19 protein-coding genes are annotated in these 18474 nt (G+C 70.8%); 11 read left to right on the forward strand and 8 right to left on the reverse strand.

The window, feature by feature from the left end; genetic code table 11:
* Window positions 1-83 precede the first annotated feature (83 nt).
* Entirely contained in the window at window positions 84-416 is a 333-nt protein-coding gene (locus ACFO6S_RS12255) for a hypothetical protein (RefSeq protein WP_378417285.1), read from the reverse strand.
* 186 nt (window positions 417-602) lie between these two features.
* Here ACFO6S_RS12255 and ACFO6S_RS12260 point away from each other — a divergent pair, with 186 nt between their 5' ends.
* Entirely contained in the window at window positions 603-941 is a 339-nt protein-coding gene (locus ACFO6S_RS12260) for an RNA polymerase-binding protein RbpA (RefSeq protein ID WP_378417287.1), read from the forward strand.
* Between the two features lie 66 nt (window positions 942-1007).
* Here ACFO6S_RS12260 and lnt read toward each other — a convergent pair whose 3' ends face one another.
* Genes lnt through ACFO6S_RS12275 form a run of 3 tightly spaced genes read right to left on the reverse strand, consistent with a single transcriptional unit; the run spans window position 1008 to window position 4733 of the window.
* On the reverse strand, window positions 1008-2567 hold the full coding sequence (lnt, locus tag ACFO6S_RS12265) for an apolipoprotein N-acyltransferase (RefSeq protein WP_378417288.1): 1560 nt from the start codon (window positions 2565-2567) through the stop codon (window positions 1008-1010).
* Window positions 2557-4140: an amidohydrolase gene (locus tag ACFO6S_RS12270; protein WP_378417290.1), complete on the reverse strand. Its 1584-nt coding sequence runs from the start codon at window positions 4138-4140 to the stop codon at window positions 2557-2559. Before ACFO6S_RS12270 ends, lnt begins: the two co-directional genes overlap by 11 nt.
* A gap of 5 nt (window positions 4141-4145) precedes the next feature.
* Window positions 4146-4733 carry an FxsA family protein gene (locus tag ACFO6S_RS12275; RefSeq protein WP_378417292.1) on the reverse strand — a complete coding sequence of 196 codons (588 nt, stop codon included), beginning with the start codon at window positions 4731-4733 and terminating at the stop codon, window positions 4146-4148.
* 202 nt (window positions 4734-4935) lie between these two features.
* Here ACFO6S_RS12275 and ACFO6S_RS12280 point away from each other — a divergent pair, with 202 nt between their 5' ends.
* Entirely contained in the window at window positions 4936-5553 is a 618-nt protein-coding gene (locus tag ACFO6S_RS12280; RefSeq protein WP_378417294.1) for a hypothetical protein, read from the forward strand.
* A 49-nt stretch (window positions 5554-5602) separates the two neighbouring features.
* Here the strand turns inward: ACFO6S_RS12280 and ACFO6S_RS12285 are convergent, their stop codons facing one another.
* Window positions 5603-6361 (reverse strand): dienelactone hydrolase family protein, encoded by a 759-nt coding sequence (locus ACFO6S_RS12285; protein ID WP_378417295.1) that lies wholly within the window; start codon window positions 6359-6361, stop codon window positions 5603-5605.
* A 271-nt stretch (window positions 6362-6632) separates the two neighbouring features.
* Between ACFO6S_RS12285 and ACFO6S_RS12290 the strand changes: the two genes are divergently transcribed.
* On the forward strand, window positions 6633-7175 hold the full coding sequence (locus ACFO6S_RS12290) for a hypothetical protein (RefSeq protein ID WP_378417297.1): 543 nt from the start codon (window positions 6633-6635) through the stop codon (window positions 7173-7175).
* A 50-nt stretch (window positions 7176-7225) separates the two neighbouring features.
* Here the strand turns inward: ACFO6S_RS12290 and ACFO6S_RS12295 are convergent, their stop codons facing one another.
* Complete coding sequence (locus ACFO6S_RS12295) at window positions 7226-8284, reverse strand: coiled-coil domain-containing protein (protein ID WP_378417299.1); 1059 nt, start codon at window positions 8282-8284, stop codon at window positions 7226-7228.
* Window positions 8285-8566: 282 nt separating this feature from the next.
* On the opposite strand from ACFO6S_RS12295, the gene ACFO6S_RS12300 reads away from it, so the two are divergent.
* Window positions 8567-8740 carry a hypothetical protein gene (locus ACFO6S_RS12300; RefSeq protein WP_378417300.1) on the forward strand — a complete coding sequence of 58 codons (174 nt, stop codon included), beginning with the start codon at window positions 8567-8569 and terminating at the stop codon, window positions 8738-8740.
* 137 nt (window positions 8741-8877) lie between these two features.
* On the opposite strand, the gene ACFO6S_RS12305 is transcribed toward ACFO6S_RS12300, so the two are convergent.
* Both ACFO6S_RS12305 and ACFO6S_RS12310 read right to left on the reverse strand, forming a co-directional pair.
* A complete protein-coding gene (locus ACFO6S_RS12305) occupies window positions 8878-9729 on the reverse strand; it encodes an alpha/beta fold hydrolase (protein ID WP_378417301.1) in 852 nt (283 codons plus the stop codon).
* Between the two features lie 68 nt (window positions 9730-9797).
* The gene (locus tag ACFO6S_RS12310) at window positions 9798-11204 is read right to left on the reverse strand and encodes an inositol monophosphatase family protein (protein WP_378417303.1); all 1407 of its coding nucleotides are present in this window, start codon (window positions 11202-11204) and stop codon (window positions 9798-9800) included.
* A 268-nt stretch (window positions 11205-11472) separates the two neighbouring features.
* On the opposite strand from ACFO6S_RS12310, the gene ACFO6S_RS12315 reads away from it, so the two are divergent.
* The 7 genes from ACFO6S_RS12315 to ACFO6S_RS12345 all read left to right on the forward strand — a co-directional run bounded on the left by ACFO6S_RS12315 (window position 11473) and on the right by ACFO6S_RS12345 (window position 18456).
* Complete coding sequence (locus tag ACFO6S_RS12315) at window positions 11473-12627, forward strand: site-specific integrase (protein ID WP_378417305.1); 1155 nt, start codon at window positions 11473-11475, stop codon at window positions 12625-12627.
* Window positions 12628-12664: 37 nt separating this feature from the next.
* Window positions 12665-14182 carry a TldD/PmbA family protein gene (locus ACFO6S_RS12320; RefSeq protein ID WP_378417307.1) on the forward strand — a complete coding sequence of 506 codons (1518 nt, stop codon included), beginning with the start codon at window positions 12665-12667 and terminating at the stop codon, window positions 14180-14182.
* On the forward strand, window positions 14179-15540 hold the full coding sequence (locus ACFO6S_RS12325) for a metallopeptidase TldD-related protein (protein ID WP_378417308.1): 1362 nt from the start codon (window positions 14179-14181) through the stop codon (window positions 15538-15540). Before ACFO6S_RS12320 ends, ACFO6S_RS12325 begins: the two co-directional genes overlap by 4 nt.
* On the forward strand, window positions 15540-15929 hold the full coding sequence (locus tag ACFO6S_RS12330; protein WP_378417310.1) for a YchJ family protein: 390 nt from the start codon (window positions 15540-15542) through the stop codon (window positions 15927-15929). Before ACFO6S_RS12325 ends, ACFO6S_RS12330 begins: the two co-directional genes overlap by 1 nt.
* A 132-nt stretch (window positions 15930-16061) precedes the next feature.
* Complete coding sequence (locus tag ACFO6S_RS12335) at window positions 16062-16355, forward strand: hypothetical protein (RefSeq protein ID WP_378417312.1); 294 nt, start codon at window positions 16062-16064, stop codon at window positions 16353-16355.
* 62 nt (window positions 16356-16417) lie between these two features.
* A complete protein-coding gene (locus tag ACFO6S_RS12340; RefSeq protein WP_378417314.1) occupies window positions 16418-17113 on the forward strand; it encodes a response regulator transcription factor in 696 nt (231 codons plus the stop codon).
* Window positions 17110-18456 carry a sensor histidine kinase gene (locus ACFO6S_RS12345; RefSeq protein ID WP_378417316.1) on the forward strand — a complete coding sequence of 449 codons (1347 nt, stop codon included), beginning with the start codon at window positions 17110-17112 and terminating at the stop codon, window positions 18454-18456. The genes ACFO6S_RS12340 and ACFO6S_RS12345 overlap by 4 nt, the downstream gene beginning before the upstream one ends.
* Window positions 18457-18474: the final 18 nt, after the last annotated feature.

Here is an 18474-nt window from a genome sequence, read left to right on the forward strand (position 1 = left end):
CGCCGGAACCCGCGTTGTCGCTGATGCGGCCGACGATACGCGCCGGTTCGGACACCCGGCCGAGAGTTCGGGGTCTGCGCAGGTCAGCGCAGGCGCTCGGCCTCGTTCGCCAGCTCGAGGAGGGTGGCGCACAGCGCCGCGAGTTCCGCGGGCGACGCGTCCTCGCCTGCGGCGGTGGCGACGTCCTCGGCGGCGCACCGGACCGCGAACATCCGGTCCATCACGGCCGTCGCCTCGTCCGCGGTGAGCACCACGGCGTCGGGTGCGATCGAGGTGCCCTTGACCGCGACGCGCTGTTCGTACGCGCGCTGCCTGCAGGACTGCCGGCAGTACCGGCGCCGTCGCCCCATGCCGGCGTCGGGCACCTGGCGACCGCACCAGACGCACGATTCGGGTCTTCTCGAAGGGCTCGCCACAGTCCGCCACTGTACTGGCCGACGGCCGGATCCCCACCCGGTAAGATGGTGGCTACATCTGCGCTGCGCACGGGAACCAATCGGATGCCCGTGGCGTTGTAGGTGAGTGTGAACGCTTGGTCCGCCGATTCAGGCGCGCTCGCGTGACCAGAGCTTTGTAGGGCAAGCGGAGGAGAGGACACCAGCATGGCAGATCGCGTACTTAGGGGTAGCCGACTCGGAGCGGTCAGCTACGAGACGGACCGTGACCACGATCTGGCGCCCCGGCGGATGGCCAAGTACCGCTGCAGCAACGGCGAGATCTACGAGGTGCCGTTCGCCGACGAGGCCGAGATCCCCGGCACCTGGATGTGCAAGAACGGCCTCGAGGGATCCCTCATGGAGGGCACCGCGCCGGAGGCCAAGAAGGTCAAGCCCCCGCGCACCCACTGGGACATGCTGCTCGAGCGTCGCTCGGTGGAGGAGCTCGAGGAGCTGCTCAAGGAGCGCCTCGACCTGCTCAAGACCAAGCGTCGCGGCGCGTAGCAAGTACAGCCGGCGAACCGACAACGCCCCGGAGGGGATTTCCCTCCGGGGCGTTGTCGTGTCCGGCTACTGCTCGGTGACGCCGCGGCGGCGCCGCAGCACCGCCACACCCAGCGCCGCCGCGGCGGCCAGGCACAGCAGGTACTCCGGGATCGGGCCGAGCCGGGTCGCGAGCGTGTCGGTGGCCCGCAGCGGCACCTGCGCGACGAGGGTGGCCGGGGCGAACAGCGGCGTGGACTGCTGCACGGAACCGTCCGGCGCGACGATGGCGCTGACCCCCGAGGTGGCGGCGACGACGACCGCGCGGCCGTGCTCGACCGCGCGCACCCGCGACATCGCGAGCTGCTGATAGGTCATCTCGGTGTCGCCGAAGGTGGCGTTGTTGGTGGGCACCGCGATCAGCTCGGCACCGTCGCGGACCGCCTCGGTCAGCGCCCGGTCGAAGGCCACCTCGTAGCAGGTCGCGACGCCGACGGGCACCCCGGCGGCCTGCACCACCCCGTTCCCGTCGCCGGGCACGAAGTTCCCGGCCTTGTCGGCGTACGAGGACAGGTGCCGGAAGAAGTCGCGGTACGGCAGGTACTCGCCGAACGGCTGGATGATCTTCTTGTCGTGACGTTCCTGCGGGCCGGTGTCCGCGTCCCACACGATCACCGAGTTCGTGGTGGTGCCATCGCCGTTGACGAGCACCGCGCCGACCATGATCGGCGCGCCGACGGCCCGTGAGGCCGCCTCGATGGCACTGGCCGCGTCGGCGTTGCGCAGCGGGTCGATGTCCGAGGCGTTCTCCGGCCACACCACGATGTCCGGACGCGGCTGACGGCCGGCGTCGACGTCGTCGGCGAGTCGAATCGTCTCGCGGACATGGTTGTCGAGCACCGCGCGCCGCTGTGCGTTGAACTCGAGCCCGAGTCGCGGCACGCTGCCCTGGATCGCCGCGACGGTGACGGTGCGGTTCCCGGAGGCGGAATCGGTGTCGTCCATGCCCGGCAGCGTCGGCCACAGCGCCGCAGCGAGCAGCGGCATCACCGCCGTCCACGCGGCCGGTGCGATCCATCCGCGCGGTGACCGGTCACGGGCCACGGCGAGCGCGAGGGCCGCCAGACCGGTGCCGGTCAGCGCCACCGCGAAGCTCAGCAGCGGCGCGCCGCCGATACTCGCGATCGGCACCAGCCAGCTGTCCGGCTGGCCGAATGCCAGCCGGCCCCACGGGAACCCGCCGAACGGCACGCTCGCACGCAGCCACTCGGTCAACGACCAGGCGCACGCCAGCCACAGCGGCGCCAAGGGCAGTCGCGCGAGCACCACGGCGAGGAGGCCGAAGAGACCGAAGAACAGCGCCTCGATGCCCGCCAGCGCCAGCCAGGGCGCCGGGCCGACGTACTCCCCCACCCAGGGCAGCAGCGGAACGAGGAACCCGAGTCCGGCGAGGTATCCGTACCCGAACCCGCCGCGCAGCCGCCGGGGGGTCCGGATCAGTACGAACACCAGTAGCGCCACCCCGACCGGCGCGAGGAACCAGGTCGGCCGGGGCGGGAAGCTCGCGAACAGCAGCAGCCCGGCGATCACCGCCAGCAGGCTGTCGCGGAGCGTCGGCAGGTACTTCCGGAGCGACTCAGCGCTCATAGACGGTGACGCCGCGGTGCACGGTCATCAGGCAGACGGGGTTCGGGCTGCCCGGTTCGAGGTGCGGCAGCGCGGGCACCCGGGACCGGGGGTCGGTGGACCAGCGCTGCACGGAGTCCTTGGCGGCGCTGACGATCAGCTCGCCCGCCTCCCAGACCACGTACGACGCCGGAGCGCCGGGCACCAGGGTGCCGGACAGCCCGTCGCGGGCACCGCCGGCCCGCCACGCGCCGCGGGTGGCCGCCGAGTAGGCGGCGCGGGGGGACAGCCCGTGCCCCTCGGTGCGGTGGTTGACGGCCGCGCGCAGCATCGCCCACGGGTCGAGGTCGGTGACCGGTGCGTCGGAGCCCAGCGCGAGCGAGACGCCGGCCGCGGCCATCGCGGCGAACGGGTTGAGGGTACGGGCCCGCTCGACGCCGAGCGCCTCGGCGTACATGCCGTCGTCGCCGCCCCACGCGGAGTCGAAGGCCGGCTGGACGCTGGCGATCACGCCGAGGCGCCCGAGCGTGGCGGCCTGCTCCACGGTGATCATCTCCACGTGCTCGAGCCGGTGACCGCGGGCGGCGACGGCCGGGGCGCCGAGCTCGTCGGCGACCCGCTCGAAGGCTGTCACCGCGGCCGCGACTGCGGCGTCGCCGATCACGTGGAAGCCGGCCTGGATGCCGGCCTCGGTGCAGGCCCGCAGGTGCGCGGCGATCGCGTCGACATCGAGGTAACTGGTGCCGGTGTGCGGGCGGTCGGCGTACGGCGCGCACAGCCACGCGGTGCGGGAGCCGATCGCCCCGTCGACGAACAGGTCGCCGCCGAGGCCGTGGGCTCCGGTCTTCGCGAGCAGGGCGGTCGCTTCCTCCGCGGTGCGGACGGCCTCGCCCCAGTAGGCGCGGACCTCCACGCCGTGCGGGTGAGCCAGCAGCTCGGCGAGGTCGTCGAGGCCGGCGATGTCGGGGCCAGCGCACTCGTGCACGGCGACGATGCCGTTGGCGGCCGCCAGGTCGAGGGCCGCGGTGCGGGCGACGGTCCGCTGCGCCGCGGTGAGCAGGTCGCGGGCGGCGGTCCGCGCCCGGTGGTGGGCCTCGCCGGTGACCGGCGCCTGGTCGTCCTCCGACAGGCCGGCGGCCCGGCGCAGCGCGCTCGAGCAGGCAGCGGAGTGCGCGTCGACCCGGGAGAGGTACACGACGCGGCCGGGTGCGGCGGCGTCGAGCTCGGCGGTGGTCGGTGCGTCGCCTGCCTCGGTCCAGCCGGCGTCGTCCCAGCCCTGGCCCCAGATGACGGCGTCGGGATGGCTCGCGGCGTGGGCGGCGAGCAGTTCGAGGCATTCGCCACGCGAGGTTGCGGTGCCGAGGTCCAGGCCGGTCAGGGCCAGGCCCAGCGCGGTGGTGTGGACGTGGGCGTCCACGAATCCGGGGGTGACGAAGGCCCCGTCCAGGTCGATGACCTCGGCGTCGGGGTGCAGCGCACGCCCGGGCCGGTCCTCACCGACCCACACCACGATGCCGTCGGTGACGGCCATCGAGGTGGCGTCCGGGGCGGCGGGGCTGTAGATGCGTCCGTTGACCAACAGTTGGGTGCTCACGGGGCTCAAGTCTGCCCGCCCGCGCTGTCCCGGTGACCGCCCGGGTGCCGGTCGTCGGGGTCCGGGACGATGACCTCGCCCTCGATCACCCGCTGCTGACCGGGCCAGTACCCGGTCTCGTCGCCGTCGACCACCACCCCGTCGACGATCACCTCGTCCACGACGACGCCGTCCACGACGGTGTGCCGCCGGGTGCGCGAGTAGGCCCCGGCCCCGGCCTGCCCTGCGGCCGCGACCATCGCGAACCTACGGCCGCCGAACAACATCACCGCGGGCCGCAGCACCCGACGGGTCGGCGGGATCAGCAGCAACAGGCCGAACGCCGAGGTGACCAGTCCGGGCACGATCATCAGCACGGTGCCGGCCGCGACGAGCGCGCCGTCGGCCACCGCACCGCCTGCCGACGCGGTACCCGCGCCCGCCTGCCGGAACTGATCGAACACCTTCTTGACCTGGGACCGCACCAGCCACAGTCCGACCGCCCAGCAGGCCAGGAACAGCAGCACGGTCCACAGCACGCCAATGGTGCTGCCGACCCAGATCACCGCCGCCACCTCCACGACGAGATAGAGCACGAACAGCACCAGAATCATCACTGTGTCCCTTCGGTCGACGTTGCTGTCGGTTGAACCCTGTCAGTTCAACGCACGAGCGACCGAATTCTCTCCCAGACACTAAACCTCAAGTTGACATTGAGACATTGGCCGTGGTGCAGTTCACCCGGGTCGGTCCGTTCGTTGGGCCGGACCGGTCGGGGAGCTCGCACGGGAACGGCACACAACTCGAGGAGTCACCATGAGACCGCACCGCATCGCCCGCCGGATCGTCGCGCTCTCGGTCTCCGCGGCCGCCGCGACGCTGGGGTTCGCCGGCACCGCGTCCGGCGCGTCCGCTCCCCCTTCAGCCCTGGCCGGACTGCTCGGGCAGGCGACCCAGCAGTCGCCCGAGGCGGTCGCCGCGCTGTACGGCGTCCTCGGCGCCACCGGGCTCCTGCCGGGCCTGCCACCGTTGCCGGAGTTCGGGTCGACCCGGCCGCAGAACTTCTTCTACCCGGCGCCCACCGTGGGGTGCGGAGTCGCAGGCAATCCGATCACCGTCACCGTCGCGACCGCGCAGGCGGGGCCGAACTACCCGATCCCGCCGTGGGTCGAGCGCGGCAACCTGCACTTCCAGGCCGTGCCCGGATACCTCGGCATCCCCAAGACCTCGGGACTGTCCGTGGCCTGGTTCAACCCCACGACGTTCCGGGGCGGGATCGAGCCGCTCGCCGACATGCTGGGCCCGTTCCCGGCGATGTCCAAGACCGTCCGGACCGGCGAGGGACAGGTGTTCGCCGCGTTGTTCGGCAGTGTCGGCTACGAGGGCGGGGCCAGTTGCACGGCACTGCCGACGGTGGGCAGCTTCACCGCCTGAGGCGGTGTCGGCGGCCGGCACGGGGCCCGGACGCCGACACCTGTTCAGGTCAGTCCGAGTCCACCGCGGCCCGGCCGAGGTGCCGGGTGAAGAACCGGGCCGAACTGTCGCGCTCGTACTCGGGCACCGGGTAGTGCCTGCCCGAGTAGGCGTGCAACGACTTCTCCTTCGAGCCGAAGGCGGAGAACAGTGCGATCCCGGATGCGCGGTCGTATTCCTCGTCGTCCCACGGAATCCGGTACTCGACCGGGACGGTGAGCCTGCCGGCCGCCTCGATGAGGGCGTCGTCCACGAACACCCCGCCGAAACTCACGGCGGCGATCCGGGGTTCGACCGCCGCCAGCATCAGCCCGGTCACGACGCCCAGTGACACCCCGCCGTACCCGACCGGCGCGTCGACGCCGATCTCGGGCAGCGCCTGCAGTGCGTCCAGTGTCGCCCGCCATTCCGGCACCGCGCGCACCGCCACCGACCTGCTGTAGTCGACGACGATCGGGGCGATCGGCTCGCCAGCCGTCCGGGCCTGACGGATGGCCTCTACCCACTGCTGGTCCTGAAGGTTTCGTGGCCGGTCGCCGTGACCGGGCGCGTCGATGGCGGCGACGGTGTAGCCGTCGGTGGTGACGCTGTGAAGTGCTCCGGCCACCAGCCCCGGCGCCTTCTTGTGCATGCCGCCGGAGTGCCCGGACAACAGCAACGGTGCGCCGACGGTTCCGGAGGTGGGCGACCAGAGCACGCCGGTGATCTCGTCCAGGGTGAAACTGCGTTCGACGACACCGTTCGAGGATGTCTCGGAAGTGAATTGCATGACGTTGCCTTTCGGGAGTGCCTTGTTGGCGAGGCGCTCCCGGCGACACCTACGTCAGTCGCCGACCGTGAACACGAGTGGGAGCACCCACATGGTTGTTGCGTTCATGGGTCTCACCTCCTGGCGTGATGTCGCGGTCAGGGAAAAGCTACCAATCCGATCCGGATCCCGTCCAACGAATTTCCGGCACCGTCGGAGTCTGCGCGGAGTCCGAACCGAGACCACCCGCGACGCCGGCAACGGGAAACTGGGTGCGCGATACCCTGCGTGGGTGGCCACCAACACGAGCCTTCGCATCACGCGCCTTCAAGCTCTGATCGAGCACCCACGCACGGGGGACGCTGAGCGGGCAGCAGCACAAAGAATGCTCGAGCGCGTTCTGAACAAGTCGCGCGCCGGGCACGGCCGCGGTGACCGTACATACGGTGTGCGCCACAGCCGGGTCGGCCGGCATGCCAGTCTGCCGCGAATAGCAGACATGATCCGTGAAGACATTTCCCTTGCGCGAGTGATGTTCCCGGCGAGCGCGACAGCTGAACAGCTTTCCGTCATCGATCCGATCGGCGATGCTCCTCCGGGGATCAGCTTCACCGTCGAGACATCCCATGACGCCGGCATCGACATCACGATCTGTCGCGTCCCCAGGGACTGGGGATGGGACGTCGAAGACGGCGTTGAGAGCGTCAGTGCCGCGCTGCGAGCCCTCTCCGGCGAACTCGCGGAAATCATGAACGGCTACAACCGAGATGGATCAGACATAGGGAAGCGGTTCTTCGCCCGTGTTCAAGTGGACGGTCAGACGCTGGAGTGGTGACGGCACGTCAGATCGGTTGGGCGCACCGGCCCGGTAGGTCAACGGACGGGTCAGTCGAGAGTCCCCTCGGCTGAGCTGTCCGACGGTCCGGTGCGCCGACCGTCGCGCTGCACGGACCGTAGCTCCGAGACCTGCTCGCGCATTGCCACTTCCGCGGTTCGGGCCTGACCTGCCTCGAGTCGGGCCCGTTCGAGGTCGTCCCGGAGTGCGTCCGCGCGTTCGCGGGCGACGGTCGTCGCCGACCGCTCGAGGTCGACGGACTTCTCCAGCCGCGCGATGGTCGTCGCCGCGGTGATCGCGGCATCGTCGGCCGCTCCCCTCAGGTCCGTGACGCGCTGGTCGGACGCGGCGACCACCTGCGCGAGCCGCTGCTCTGCCGCCGCGGCGGCCTGCTCGGCATGTTGTTCGGCGCTGACGGTCCGGAGTTCGGCTGCCTCCGCCCGGGCCTGTGCCTCGCGGAGCTGGCTGCGCAGCCCGTCGCGCTCGGACTCGGCCGCGGACAGTCGGGCGTCGCGGTCCTGCTCGACCGTCGCCAGCTTCTCTCTCAGTGCCTGCAGCTCCTCTGCGTGCGTCTGCCCGAGTTCCCGGAGCTGGGACTCGTGGTCGGTGGCCAGTCGTTCGAGCTCGAGTCCGTGATCGGCGACGGCCGCGGCGAGTTCGGCGTCGACGGCGTCCACCGCGGCGTCGGCGTTGGCCCGGTCCTCCACTGCGGCCTCGTGGCGCGCCCGTAGCTCCGCCAAGTCCGCCTCGTACTTGGCCTTGGTCTGTTCGAGTTCGACGGTCGCGCGATGCAGGGCCGCGTCGAGGGCGTCCGGGTCGGTGAGCTTGTCCACGGCCGCGGTGATCTGCCGGGCGAACACGTTGAACTGCTCGATCGAGGTGGTGGTGACGGTTCGGAGGTCCTCGAGCGTCCGTTCGAGCGTGCCGACGGCCTCTCCCGGCGTGGCGGTTGTGAGCGCCTCGATCTCGCCCTGCTGCTCGCGGGCCTTTCGTCGGGTCCGGAAGGCCCGGACCCGGTCCGCGTCGCTGGCGTACTGGCGAGGCCGACCCGGCCGCGCCTTCGGCTCGTCCGACTGACTCTCGCCGGCGTCCTCCGGTTTGGTGTTCACGCGCATTCCCCTCATCGCCGCATGTTCTGTTGTTTAGTTACGTTACATCATGCGTTACGTTACGCGAGATGTAATGAAACGATGAATCTTGATCGTCATAATCCCCACTTATCGTGAGTTACAAGATGGGAGATTCCCGCGGTGAAATCGGACCCGGATCCGGACCGAAAAGCTGGTTCAAAAAGTGTGTTGGCCGCGATTCGGCAATGTGAGACGGGGCCGCACCGGCGAAGCTGTTGCCGACGGTCCGGGCACCCCACCACCCCAGGATTGTTGCGTCACGTGACGGCAAAAGTGGTTGCGGAGGACGACCTTCCCGCACGCTCACCAGCGTCGACAAGCATCCGAAGCGAGCATCCGGCCGCCGGAGCCCGCGGGCCAGGCGTCTCGCTGGTCACGACGATGACTGCGCCGAACATCGACAAGGCCATCGGCAACTGGATGATGGTGCCGTGATGGCCCGAGGGATCACGAGGCTGCCACCGCGTCCAGAAGGTCGCGGTGGCAGCCTCTCGTCGTACGCTCACTCACGAGTCGGGCCCAAGGCCGTCGCCACGACCATCGCGTGGCGTTCGGCCTGATGGGCCGTCATCTCATCGGCGAAGGAACTCGAGCGCCACCCGCTCGAACGCCTCCTTCGCTTCGACCATCACCCAGTGCCCGCAGTTCGGGAACACGTGCAGCTCGGCGTTGGGCATGAGCCGCATCGGCACCATCGGCATGTCCGGCGGGCACTGCCGGTCGTCGAGGCCCCACGTCAGCAGGGTCGGGCACTTCACCTTGTGCATCGACGACCAGTACGGCGGCACATCAGATTCGGCCATCGCCCGCTGCTGCGCGGCAAACGCCTCGGAGCCGTACATCGCCGCGAGCGTCTGGTGGGACGCCGGGTCGCCGGCACTCTCCCAGCGTTCCTCGATCCGTTCCTCCGTGACGACGGCGCGGTCGTAGACCATGCATTCGAGCCAGCGAACCAGCTTCTCGCGGCTGGGGCTGTCAGCGAACTCCTGCAACAGCCGTGTGCCCTCGCTCGGGTTCTGGCTGAAGATGTTCGGCCCCACCCCGCCGATGGTGACGAGCTTGCGCACCCGGTCGGGGTGCCTCATGGCCAGGTTGACGCCGACCACACCGCCCATCGAGTTCCCGACCATCGCGGCCGACTCGATGCCCAGCGCGTCCATGAAGCGGATCACCGCGGATCCCGCCGTCAGCACGGGGTGCCCGTCGACGGGATCGCTCACCCCGAAGCCCGGGAACTCGAGGACGTAGCAGTGGAAGTGCTCGGCGAACACGTCCAGATTCCCTCGATAGTTCCGCCAGCCGCTGACACCGATCCCCGAGCCGTGCAACAGGATCAGCGGTGGCCCCTCGCCCGCCTCGTGGTACCGCAGCACCCCCTTGTCGGTGGCAACTTCCCGCTTGGTCCCCTCGTATGTCACGTCCATCCCACGAGAATAGAACAAGTTGCATGATACAACTATCTAAACGGTGAAGCCGGCTGGTCCGAACAGCATCAATGCGTCGGGTACTGCAACGACGTGAGCAACTGCCCGTGCAGGTTGGCGTTCGAGTACAGCCCGCCGCCCTGGTCGCTCGCGTGACCACCGGTTCGATCGGTGAACCGGCCGCCTGCCTCCTCGACAATGAGGACCCACGGCGCGTGGTCCCACTTGAAGTAGCGCTCGGCCAGGAAGGCGTCGATCTCGCCGCGCACGAGTTCGACCAGTGGCAGCGGGCTCCCCGGTGCGTGCGCCACACCTCGAGGGAGTCGTGCTCGGGACGCGTTGTCCACCGCATCCAGCACGGCGTCGGCGAGCGTCGCCGTCGCGCTGACCTCGAGGCGACGCGTCTCGCCGTCCACCCGTGGCCAGGACGACTCGAAGGCGCCGCCACCCCTGGTCGCCCACCAGCAGCGCCGCAGCGCCGGCGACGTGACCACCGCGACCTGGATGATCCCCTGGACCTCCAGCGCAATGTGGATGCGCCAGTTGGGATCACACCTGCCGAAGAGCCCGGTGCCGTCGATCGGGTCGAGGATCCAGATCCGATCGGACTCGCCGAGCTCGCCGAATTCCTCACCGAAGAACGCATCCTCGGGACGTTCCCCGGTCAACGTCGCCCGGAGCAGGCGCTCGACCGCCCGGTCGGCCTCGGTGACCGGCGTTCCGTCGTCCTTCAGGGTCGCGGAGACGCCGGCCTCGAAATGCACCATCGCGAGTTCCGCCGCCAGGTCCGAGGCGTCGAACGCGAGCCGGAGGTCGTCGGTGTCGACCCCCGGCGTTCCCACGCCGAGCACATCCGGGGAACCTGCCGACGAGTCGATCCGGGCGGCAACGAGTTCCGCGGTCGCGCGCAGGTGGCGCTGCGTGTCGGCAGGGTTGGGTTGCTCGCCGTCGAGGAGGTCGGACGTCAGCCAGAACTGGGAGACCGCGCCGACCAGCACCGACGCGGGTGCCGACCAGTCGGCGTCGTCACCGGCGAGCTCCGCCAGCCCGCGGGTGACCACCCGGACGACCACGTCGTACTCGTCGCGACGCAGCTTCCTCAGCACGGACCTCTCGATCGAGTTGTCCCGCATCAGGACCCGTGAGAGGTCCCGGTTGTCCTCGAGCCGGGCCAGCACCATCTCGCACAGCAGGTGGACGTGGTCCACACGGCTCCCGGACGGCGCGAGCCTGTCGAGCCGTCCGACGATCGAGAACCCTGGGTCGAGCAGGTGCGTCCAGTCCTCACGTTGCGCCAACCCATACTCGACGGCCTCGGTGAGCAGTTCCTGCTTGGTCCGGAAGTGACGGAAGAGTCCACCCGAACCCGCCGAGAGCCCGGCCTCGCCCTCGACCCGCGCCACGGGTGTTCCCGCGTAACCCTGTTCGCCGAACAGGTGGAGGGCTGCGGCCAGAATCTTGTTGCGTGTCGACACCTGTGTAAAAGTAAGTACTTACTAACTGCACGTCAATTCAGTACCCGCAACCCACCTCCACACGCATCCTCACCGCCCATAGGGGATGCCCAGACACTCCCCCGCCGAATCGGCGATGGGGGATCTCCGCGCCCGATCGCCCGACTATTCACCCAACCGGACATCCCGGCAAGGCGGGACCCGATCCGCGCCGCCAATCCGACGGGGCCACCGCGTATCGTGCTGGGTCAGACACTTGTTCGAGGTGCGGCGCCGGGGAGGGAGCACAGTGACGGAACTGCCGAGCGTGGAGCCCACGATCGGATCCCGGTCGGCCACCGCAGCAGTGGCCGCCATCCCGGCCGAGGCGGCCGAGGCGATGCACCGGCTGCGGGTCGAGTCCGTCTCCCCGAACACCCGGGCGGCGCAGATGAGTGACTGGAAGATCTTCACCCGGTGGTGCGAACGTGTCGATCGCGCACCGCTGCCGGCGACCCCCGACGTCGTCGGATGGTTCCTGACGGAGAAGTCGTCCGAGGTGCGGCCGGACGGGCGATCCGCCTACGCACCGGCCACCATGACGCGGTGGGTCGCCTCGATCAACAAGATCCATTCGCTCGCCGGACATCCCAAGCCCGGGCAGTCGTCGGCGGTGCGCGAGATCCTGCGCGGCATCGCCCGCACCCGGGCCACCCCGCCGGTCCGACGCGAGCCGCTGCTGACCGACGACGTACGCACCATGATCGAGTCCATGCGCGTGCTGTCCGCCACCGGATCCTGGGCCGACCGCGCTGCCGAGCGTCGGGACGCGGCGCTGCTGCTGATCGGACTCACCGGCGCCATGCGCCGATCGGAGCTGGCTTCGCTCGCGGTGGCGGACGTCGCCCCGCACCGCGCCGACGGGCTGTACGTGACCATCCGCAGGTCGAAGACCGACCAGGCTGCCGCCGGCCGGACGGTCACGCTCCCCTACGGAACCGCGCCGGTCACCTGCCCGGTGTGCTCGTACTGGCGGTGGCGCGAGGTCCTCGATGCCTGGGACGCCGACGGCAAGGCGGGCGTGAGCCGACTGCTCGCCGAGCCCGAGTCCGGCCCGCTCGACCATCGCTGCCGCGGCATGCTCGGACGCCCGGAGCCGACGAGCCGCTCACTGTTCCGGCCCGTACATCGAACCGGCGCACTGGGTGCCAATGCGTTGTCGGGTCAGGCAATTGCCTCGATGATCCAGCGGCGTGCCTCGGCCGCCGGATACTCGGAGGAGTTCGTCGCGCGACTCGGCGGGCACAGTCTGCGCGCCGGGTTCGTCACCCAGGCCGTCCGCAACGACGCGAGCGCGGAGCAGATCATGACCCAGAGCGGGCACACCGACCAGCGGATGATCGCGATCTACTCGCGTCAGCACGCCGGCCTGCACGGCAACGCCGTCACCTCACTCGGTCTCTAACGGCCGCACCGGCGGCCGACCGGTAGCGTGTGGGGCTGTGACCGTGACACGCGATGTCGACTCAGACTTTCTGGCCCTGCCCCTGCGTACCCTCGCCGATGCCGCGCTGTCCGCCGCCCGCGCGGCCGGTGCGAGCCACGCCGACTTGCGGGTGCACCGGCTGCAGACCCAGTCGATCCGGCTGCGCGACGGCGCGGTCCAGTCCGCGGTCGACGGCGCCGAGCTCGGGCTGGCCGTGCGGGTGGTGATCGACGGGACGTGGGGTTTCGCCTCCTCCGCCGAACTCACGGCGGAGTCCGCCGTCCGGACCGCGGACCGCGCCGTCGAGGTGGCCCGGGCGCTGCGGTCGCTGAACCGCGAAAGCGTCGAGCTGGCACCGGAACCGGTGTATCGGGACGCGGTGTGGGTCTCGGACTACGAGCTGGACCCGTTCACAGTGCCCACCGCGCAGAAGGTGGACCTGCTCACCGAGTACTCGGGCCGACTGTCCGCCGCCGACGGCGTCGACCACGTCACCGCGGGCGTCCTGCAGGTCAAGGAGCAGACCTTCTACGCGGACCTGGCCGGGTCGACGATCACCCAGCAGCGGGTGCGGCTGCACCCCGAGCTCGAGGCGACCGCCGTCGACGCGGCGGCAGGCAGCTTCGAGACCATGCGCACCCTGGCCCCGCCGGCCGGACGCGGCTGGGAGTACCTGTCCGGGACCGGCTGGGACTGGGACGACGAGCTGGCCCGGATCCCGGAGTGGTTGGCGGAGAAGGGCAAGGCGCCGTCGGTCACCGCCGGGCCCACCGACCTGGTGATCGACCCCACCAACCTGTGGCTGACGATCCACGAGTCGATCGGGCACGCCACCGAGTACGACCGCGCGATCGGCTACGAGGCGGCGTACGCCGGCACCTCGTTCGCCACCCCGGACCAGCTCGGCACCCTCAAGTACGGCACGCCGCTGATGCACGTCACCGCGGACCGCACCCAGCGGCACGGCCTGGCCAGCATCGGCTACGACGACGACGGCGTCGCGGCGCAGCACTGGGACCTGGTGCGCGACGGCATCCTGACCGGCTACCAACTGGACCGGGTGTTCGCGCCGCGCCTCGGGCTGACCCGCTCCAACGGCTGCTCCTACGCCGACTCCCCACACCACGTGCCGATCCAGCGGATGGCCAACGTGTCGCTGCAACCGGACCCCGATCGCGACACCAGCACCGCGGACCTGATCGCCCGCGTCGAGGACGGCATCTACGTCGTCGGCGACAAGTCCTGGTCGATCGACATGCAGCGCTACAACTTCCAGTTCACCGGGCAACGGTTCTTCCGGATCCGCGACGGCAGGCTGGACGGTCAGCTGCGGGACGTCGCGTACCAGGCCACCACCACCGACTTCTGGGGATCGATGGAGGCGGTCGGCGGACCGTCGACCTGGCGGCTCGGCGGCGCATTCAACTGCGGCAAGGCGCAACCCGGCCAGGTCGCCGCGGTCAGCCACGGCTGCCCGTCGGCGCTCTTCCGCGGCGTCAACGTGCTCAACACCCGAAACGAGGCCGGACAGTGATCGCCGCACAGGACCTGGTCGAACGCGCGCTGGCGCTGCGTACCGTCGACGAGTCGATCGTGATCGTCACCGACGCCAGTGAGGCGGCGCTGCGGTGGGCCGGGAATTCGATGACCACCAACGGGATCTCGACCTTCCGCACCTGGACGGTCACCTCGATCGTCCGGGACGCCGACGGCGCCAGGGTGGGCACGGTGTCCTCGAGCAGCGTCGAGGAGGCGGAGATCGCCGACGTGGTGCGGGCATCCGAGTCCGCCGCCGCGGCCGCGCAACCGGCCGGGGACGCGATGGACCTGCTGCCCGCCGGCGGCGTCGACCCGGGCTGGCACGACGGCCCGGCCGGCACCGGCATCGACGTCTTCTCCTCGGTGGCAGCCGATCTCGCGGACGGATTCGACGGCGCCGACCGGTTGTACGGGTTCGCCCACCACCAGCTCCACAACACCTGGCTGGGGACCTCTGCCGGTGTCCGGCGCCGGTTCACCCAGCCGACCGGGTCGGTGGAGATCAACGGCAAGCGGGGCGACGCCAGCGCCTGGGTGGGCGTGGGCACCGCCGACTTCCGCGACGTCTCGGTCGCTACGTTGCTGGGTCAGCTCGACACCCGGCTGGGCTGGTCCGGCCGGACGGTCGAGCTGCCTGCCGGCCGCTACGAGACGCTGCTGCCGCCGTCGGCGGTCGCGGACCTGATGATCTACCTGATGTGGACGATGGAGGGTCGCGGCGCGCAGGAGGGGCGCACCGCACTCTCCCGCGCGGGTGGCACCCGGGTCGGCGAGCGGCTGACCGACCTGCCGCTGACCCTGTACTCCGACCCGCGCGCGCCCGGCCTCGAGTACGCGCCGTTCGTGGCCGCTCCGGCATCGAGCGAGACCGTCTCGCTGTTCGACAGCGGGATGGACGTCGGCCGCGTCGACTGGGTGTCCGAGGGCGTGGTGGGCGCGTTGGCCTACCCGCGGCACGCAGCCGAGGAGTTCGGCGCCCCGGTCGCGGCGCCGGGCGAGAACCTGCTGCTCACCGGGGGCGGCGGGGCCGACCTCGACGAGATGGTGGCCCGCACCGAACGCGGCCTGCTGCTGACCACGCTCTGGTACATCCGCGAGGTGGACCCGGCCAGCCTGCTGCTGACCGGGCTGACCCGGGACGGGGTGTACCTGGTCGAGGACGGCCGGGTCACCGCCTCGGTGAACAACTTCCGGTTCAACGAGAGCCCGCTGGACCTGCTGCGCCGAGTCACCGAGGCCGGCGTCACCGAGGCGACCCTGCCGCGGGAGTGGAAGGACTGGTTCACCCGCACCGCGATGCCGCCACTGCGGATCCCGGACTTCCACATGTCCTCGATCAGCGCGGCACAGTGATGGGACTCGAGGACGGGGCGCGGTGCCCGTGCCTGAGCGGCGACGTCTATGGCGACTGCTGCGGCCGTTTCCACTCGGAAACGGCGGTGCCGGCGACGGCCGAGGCCCTGATGCGCTCGCGGTACAGCGCGTTCGCCGTCGGCGACGCGGCCTACCTGCTGCGCAGCTGGCACCCGAGCACCCGGCCGCGGCGGCTCGATCTCGACCCGGAGCAGCGCTGGACCCGACTGGACGTGCTGGCCACGACCGGGGGCGGCCCGTTCGAGACCGAGGGCACCGTCGAGTTCGTGGCCCACTACGTCGTCGACGGCCACCGCGACTCGCTGCGTGAACACAGCCGGTTCCGCCGCGTCGACGGGCGCTGGCTGTACCTCGACGCGATCGTGTGATCTGCGACTCTCACAGAGTCCTTACCCTTCCGCAACGGATCCACAAACTCCGCTCCCTAGTCTTTGGATACGAGCTGGTCAGGAGATTCAAACAGCCTGACCGGCAGCGAAATTCGAGGCGCAGGAGGAGTCATGTCGGTCACATCGATGGCGGTCTGGAACGCGCGGTGCGTCACCGCGACGACGACGGAGCTGCGGGCCCGCGGGCTGGACGCAATTCTCGCGGACGGCAGGAACCTGCGCGAGGTGCTGATCACCGAGCCCGGTCGCGGCTGGATGGCGTCGGTGCTGCCCGGCGACCACCCCGGCGACGAGCCCGACGTCCTGCTCTTCGCCACCGACCCGGCGGAACAGTGGACGGACGAGTACATGCAGTGGGCGGAGTCGCTGGAGGCCCTGATCGCGGACCGGACCGTCGCGGCCTGAGCCGGGCCGATCAGGGGACCTGTTGTCCCACGTAGTCTCCGGGGACACTGCAAGATGAGGGAGTGGTTCAGGTTCAGAAGGTGTTGATCGTCGACGACGACGCGGACGTGCTGACCGCGCTCCGACGTGGCCTGGAGCTCTCGGACTTCGCGGTCGTGACCGCCGAGGACGGGGCCGCCGCCCTCTCCGCCGTCGCCGCGCACGATCCGGACCTGGTGGTGCTGGACCTCAACCTGCCGGTGCTCGACGGGGTGGGCGTGGTCACCGCGCTGCGGGCCATGCACAACGACGTCCCGGTGTGCGTGCTCAGCGCCCGGAGCGCGGTCGACGACCGGATCGCCGGTCTCGAGGCCGGCGCCGACGACTACATGGTCAAGCCGTTCGAGTTCGGCGAGCTGGTCGCACGGATCCGCGCCCTGCTTCGTCGACGACCGGAACCCGAGCACGTGCCCACCGACGGCACGGTCTGCGTCGGCCCGCTGGCCGTCGACCTGCTCGGCCGCCGGGTCGAGGTGGCAGGCACCGAGGTGCAACTGACCAAGCGCGAGTTCGACCTGCTCGCAGCGCTCGCCGAGAACCACGGCATCGTGCTCGGCCGGGAGACGCTGCTGCGGTCCGTCTGGGGATACGACTTCGACACCGAGACCAATGTGGTGGACGTGTTCGTGAGCTACCTGCGCCGCAAGCTCGAGATCGACGGCGCCGCCCGGGTGCTGCACACCGTCCGGGGCGTCGGGTTCGTGTTGCGGGACCGATGAGCGCGCGACGGCGACCGGTATCGCTGCGGCTGCGGGTGACGGCCGCAGCCGCGCTCGGCACCGCGCTGGTCGTGCTGCTGCTCGGTGGGGTGGTCTGGGTCGGTATCGAGAAGCAGACGCACGCCCAGCTGGACAGCAAACTCGACTCCGTCGCCCAGGTCGCCGCGGCCAACCTGACCAGCCTGCGGGTCCTGCAGGGCCCGTTGCCGCAGCTGCCACCGGACTACGCGGGTACCCTGCGCGCGGGCAACCTCGAACTCTCCACGACCGGCGCGGTGCTGCCCGACCTCTCGGACGGCTGGGCCGACGCGACGGTCGACGGGACGCAGTACCGGGTGCGGACCGTCGAGCTGGTCAGCGGGATCGACGCCACCATCTCGGTCGGCGCACCGCTCGAGCCGGTCCAGTCCGTCGTCGCCAGCCTGCACCGGTGGACGCTGGGGATCGGTGTCGGCGCGATCGTGGTCGCCGCCGCTCTCGGGTGGCTCTTCGCCGGCGTCGCGATCCGGCCGCTGCGCCGGCTGGCCGAGCAGACCCGCCGGCTGGGCAGTGACCCCGCGGCGCCGCCGCCGCGGGCGTCGGGGGCCCGGGAGGCCGAGGAACTCGCCGCGGCGCTGCGAAACCTTCTCGAGGCCAACGCCGCCGAGCGGGCCCGCACCGCGGCCGCGCTGGCGACGGCCCGCGACTTCGCCGCGGCCTCGGCACACGAGCTGCGCACGCCGCTGACCGCGATGCGCACCAACCTCGAGGTCGCAACGACGTTGGACCTGCCCGCGGCCACCCGCAACGAGATCCTCACCGACGCGCTGCGCACGGAGCGGCGGGTCGAGGCCACCCTGCACGCGCTCGAGCGGCTGGCGGCGGGCGAGTTGTCCTCCGGGGCGGACTTCGTGCAGTTCGAGCTCGCCGAACTGCTCGACCGGGCGGTGCAGGACGCGGCCCGGACCCACCGGGGCGTGGACATCCGGCTGGACGTGCCCGGGACGCTGACGGTGACCGGGCTCCCGGCCGGGCTGCGGTTGGCAGTGGACAACGCCATCTCCAACGCGGTCCGGCACGGCGGTGCGGGGGTCGTCGAGGTCGCGGCCCGGGACGGCCGCGACGAGGTGGTCGTCACGGTGACCGACGACGGCGCCGGCATCCCGGTCGGGGAACGCGAGGAGGTGTTCGGCCGCTTCCGTCGCGGCTCGGGCGCGGCGCCGGACGGCTCGGGACTGGGGTTGACGTTGGTGCGTCAGCAGGCCGAGCTGCACGGCGGCACCGCCGCGTTCGAGGACAGCCCGCTCGGCGGCGTCCGGCTGGTGCTGCGGCTGCCGCGCTCACCGGGGGCGCAAGCGGTGTAGCGTCCGCCACAGGGACTT

Source organism: Rhodococcus kronopolitis, from assembly GCF_042654025.1.
Classification (GTDB): Bacteria; Actinomycetota; Actinomycetes; order Mycobacteriales; family Mycobacteriaceae; genus Rhodococcus_G; species Rhodococcus_G kronopolitis.

What these genes read in the sequence shown, in the direction of transcription:
- ACFO6S_RS12275 (WP_378417292.1), bottom strand. Translation starts at nt 4,733, where the DNA reads ATGATTCTGGTGCTGTTCGTGCTCTATCTCGTCGTGGAGGTGGCGGCG.
- ACFO6S_RS12345 (WP_378417316.1), top strand. Translation starts at nt 17,110, where the DNA reads ATGAGCGCGCGACGGCGACCGGTATCGCTGCGGCTGCGGGTGACGGCC.
- ACFO6S_RS12305 (WP_378417301.1), bottom strand. Translation starts at nt 9,729, where the DNA reads ATGGACGTGACATACGAGGGGACCAAGCGGGAAGTTGCCACCGACAAG.
- ACFO6S_RS12280 (WP_378417294.1), top strand. Translation starts at nt 4,936, where the DNA reads ATGAGACCGCACCGCATCGCCCGCCGGATCGTCGCGCTCTCGGTCTCC.
- ACFO6S_RS12260 (WP_378417287.1), top strand. Translation starts at nt 603, where the DNA reads ATGGCAGATCGCGTACTTAGGGGTAGCCGACTCGGAGCGGTCAGCTAC.
- ACFO6S_RS12285 (WP_378417295.1), bottom strand. Translation starts at nt 6,361, where the DNA reads ATGCAATTCACTTCCGAGACATCCTCGAACGGTGTCGTCGAACGCAGT.
- ACFO6S_RS12335 (WP_378417312.1), top strand. Translation starts at nt 16,062, where the DNA reads ATGTCGGTCACATCGATGGCGGTCTGGAACGCGCGGTGCGTCACCGCG.
- ACFO6S_RS12330 (WP_378417310.1), top strand. Translation starts at nt 15,540, where the DNA reads ATGGGACTCGAGGACGGGGCGCGGTGCCCGTGCCTGAGCGGCGACGTC.
- lnt (WP_378417288.1), bottom strand. Translation starts at nt 2,567, where the DNA reads ATGAGCGCTGAGTCGCTCCGGAAGTACCTGCCGACGCTCCGCGACAGC.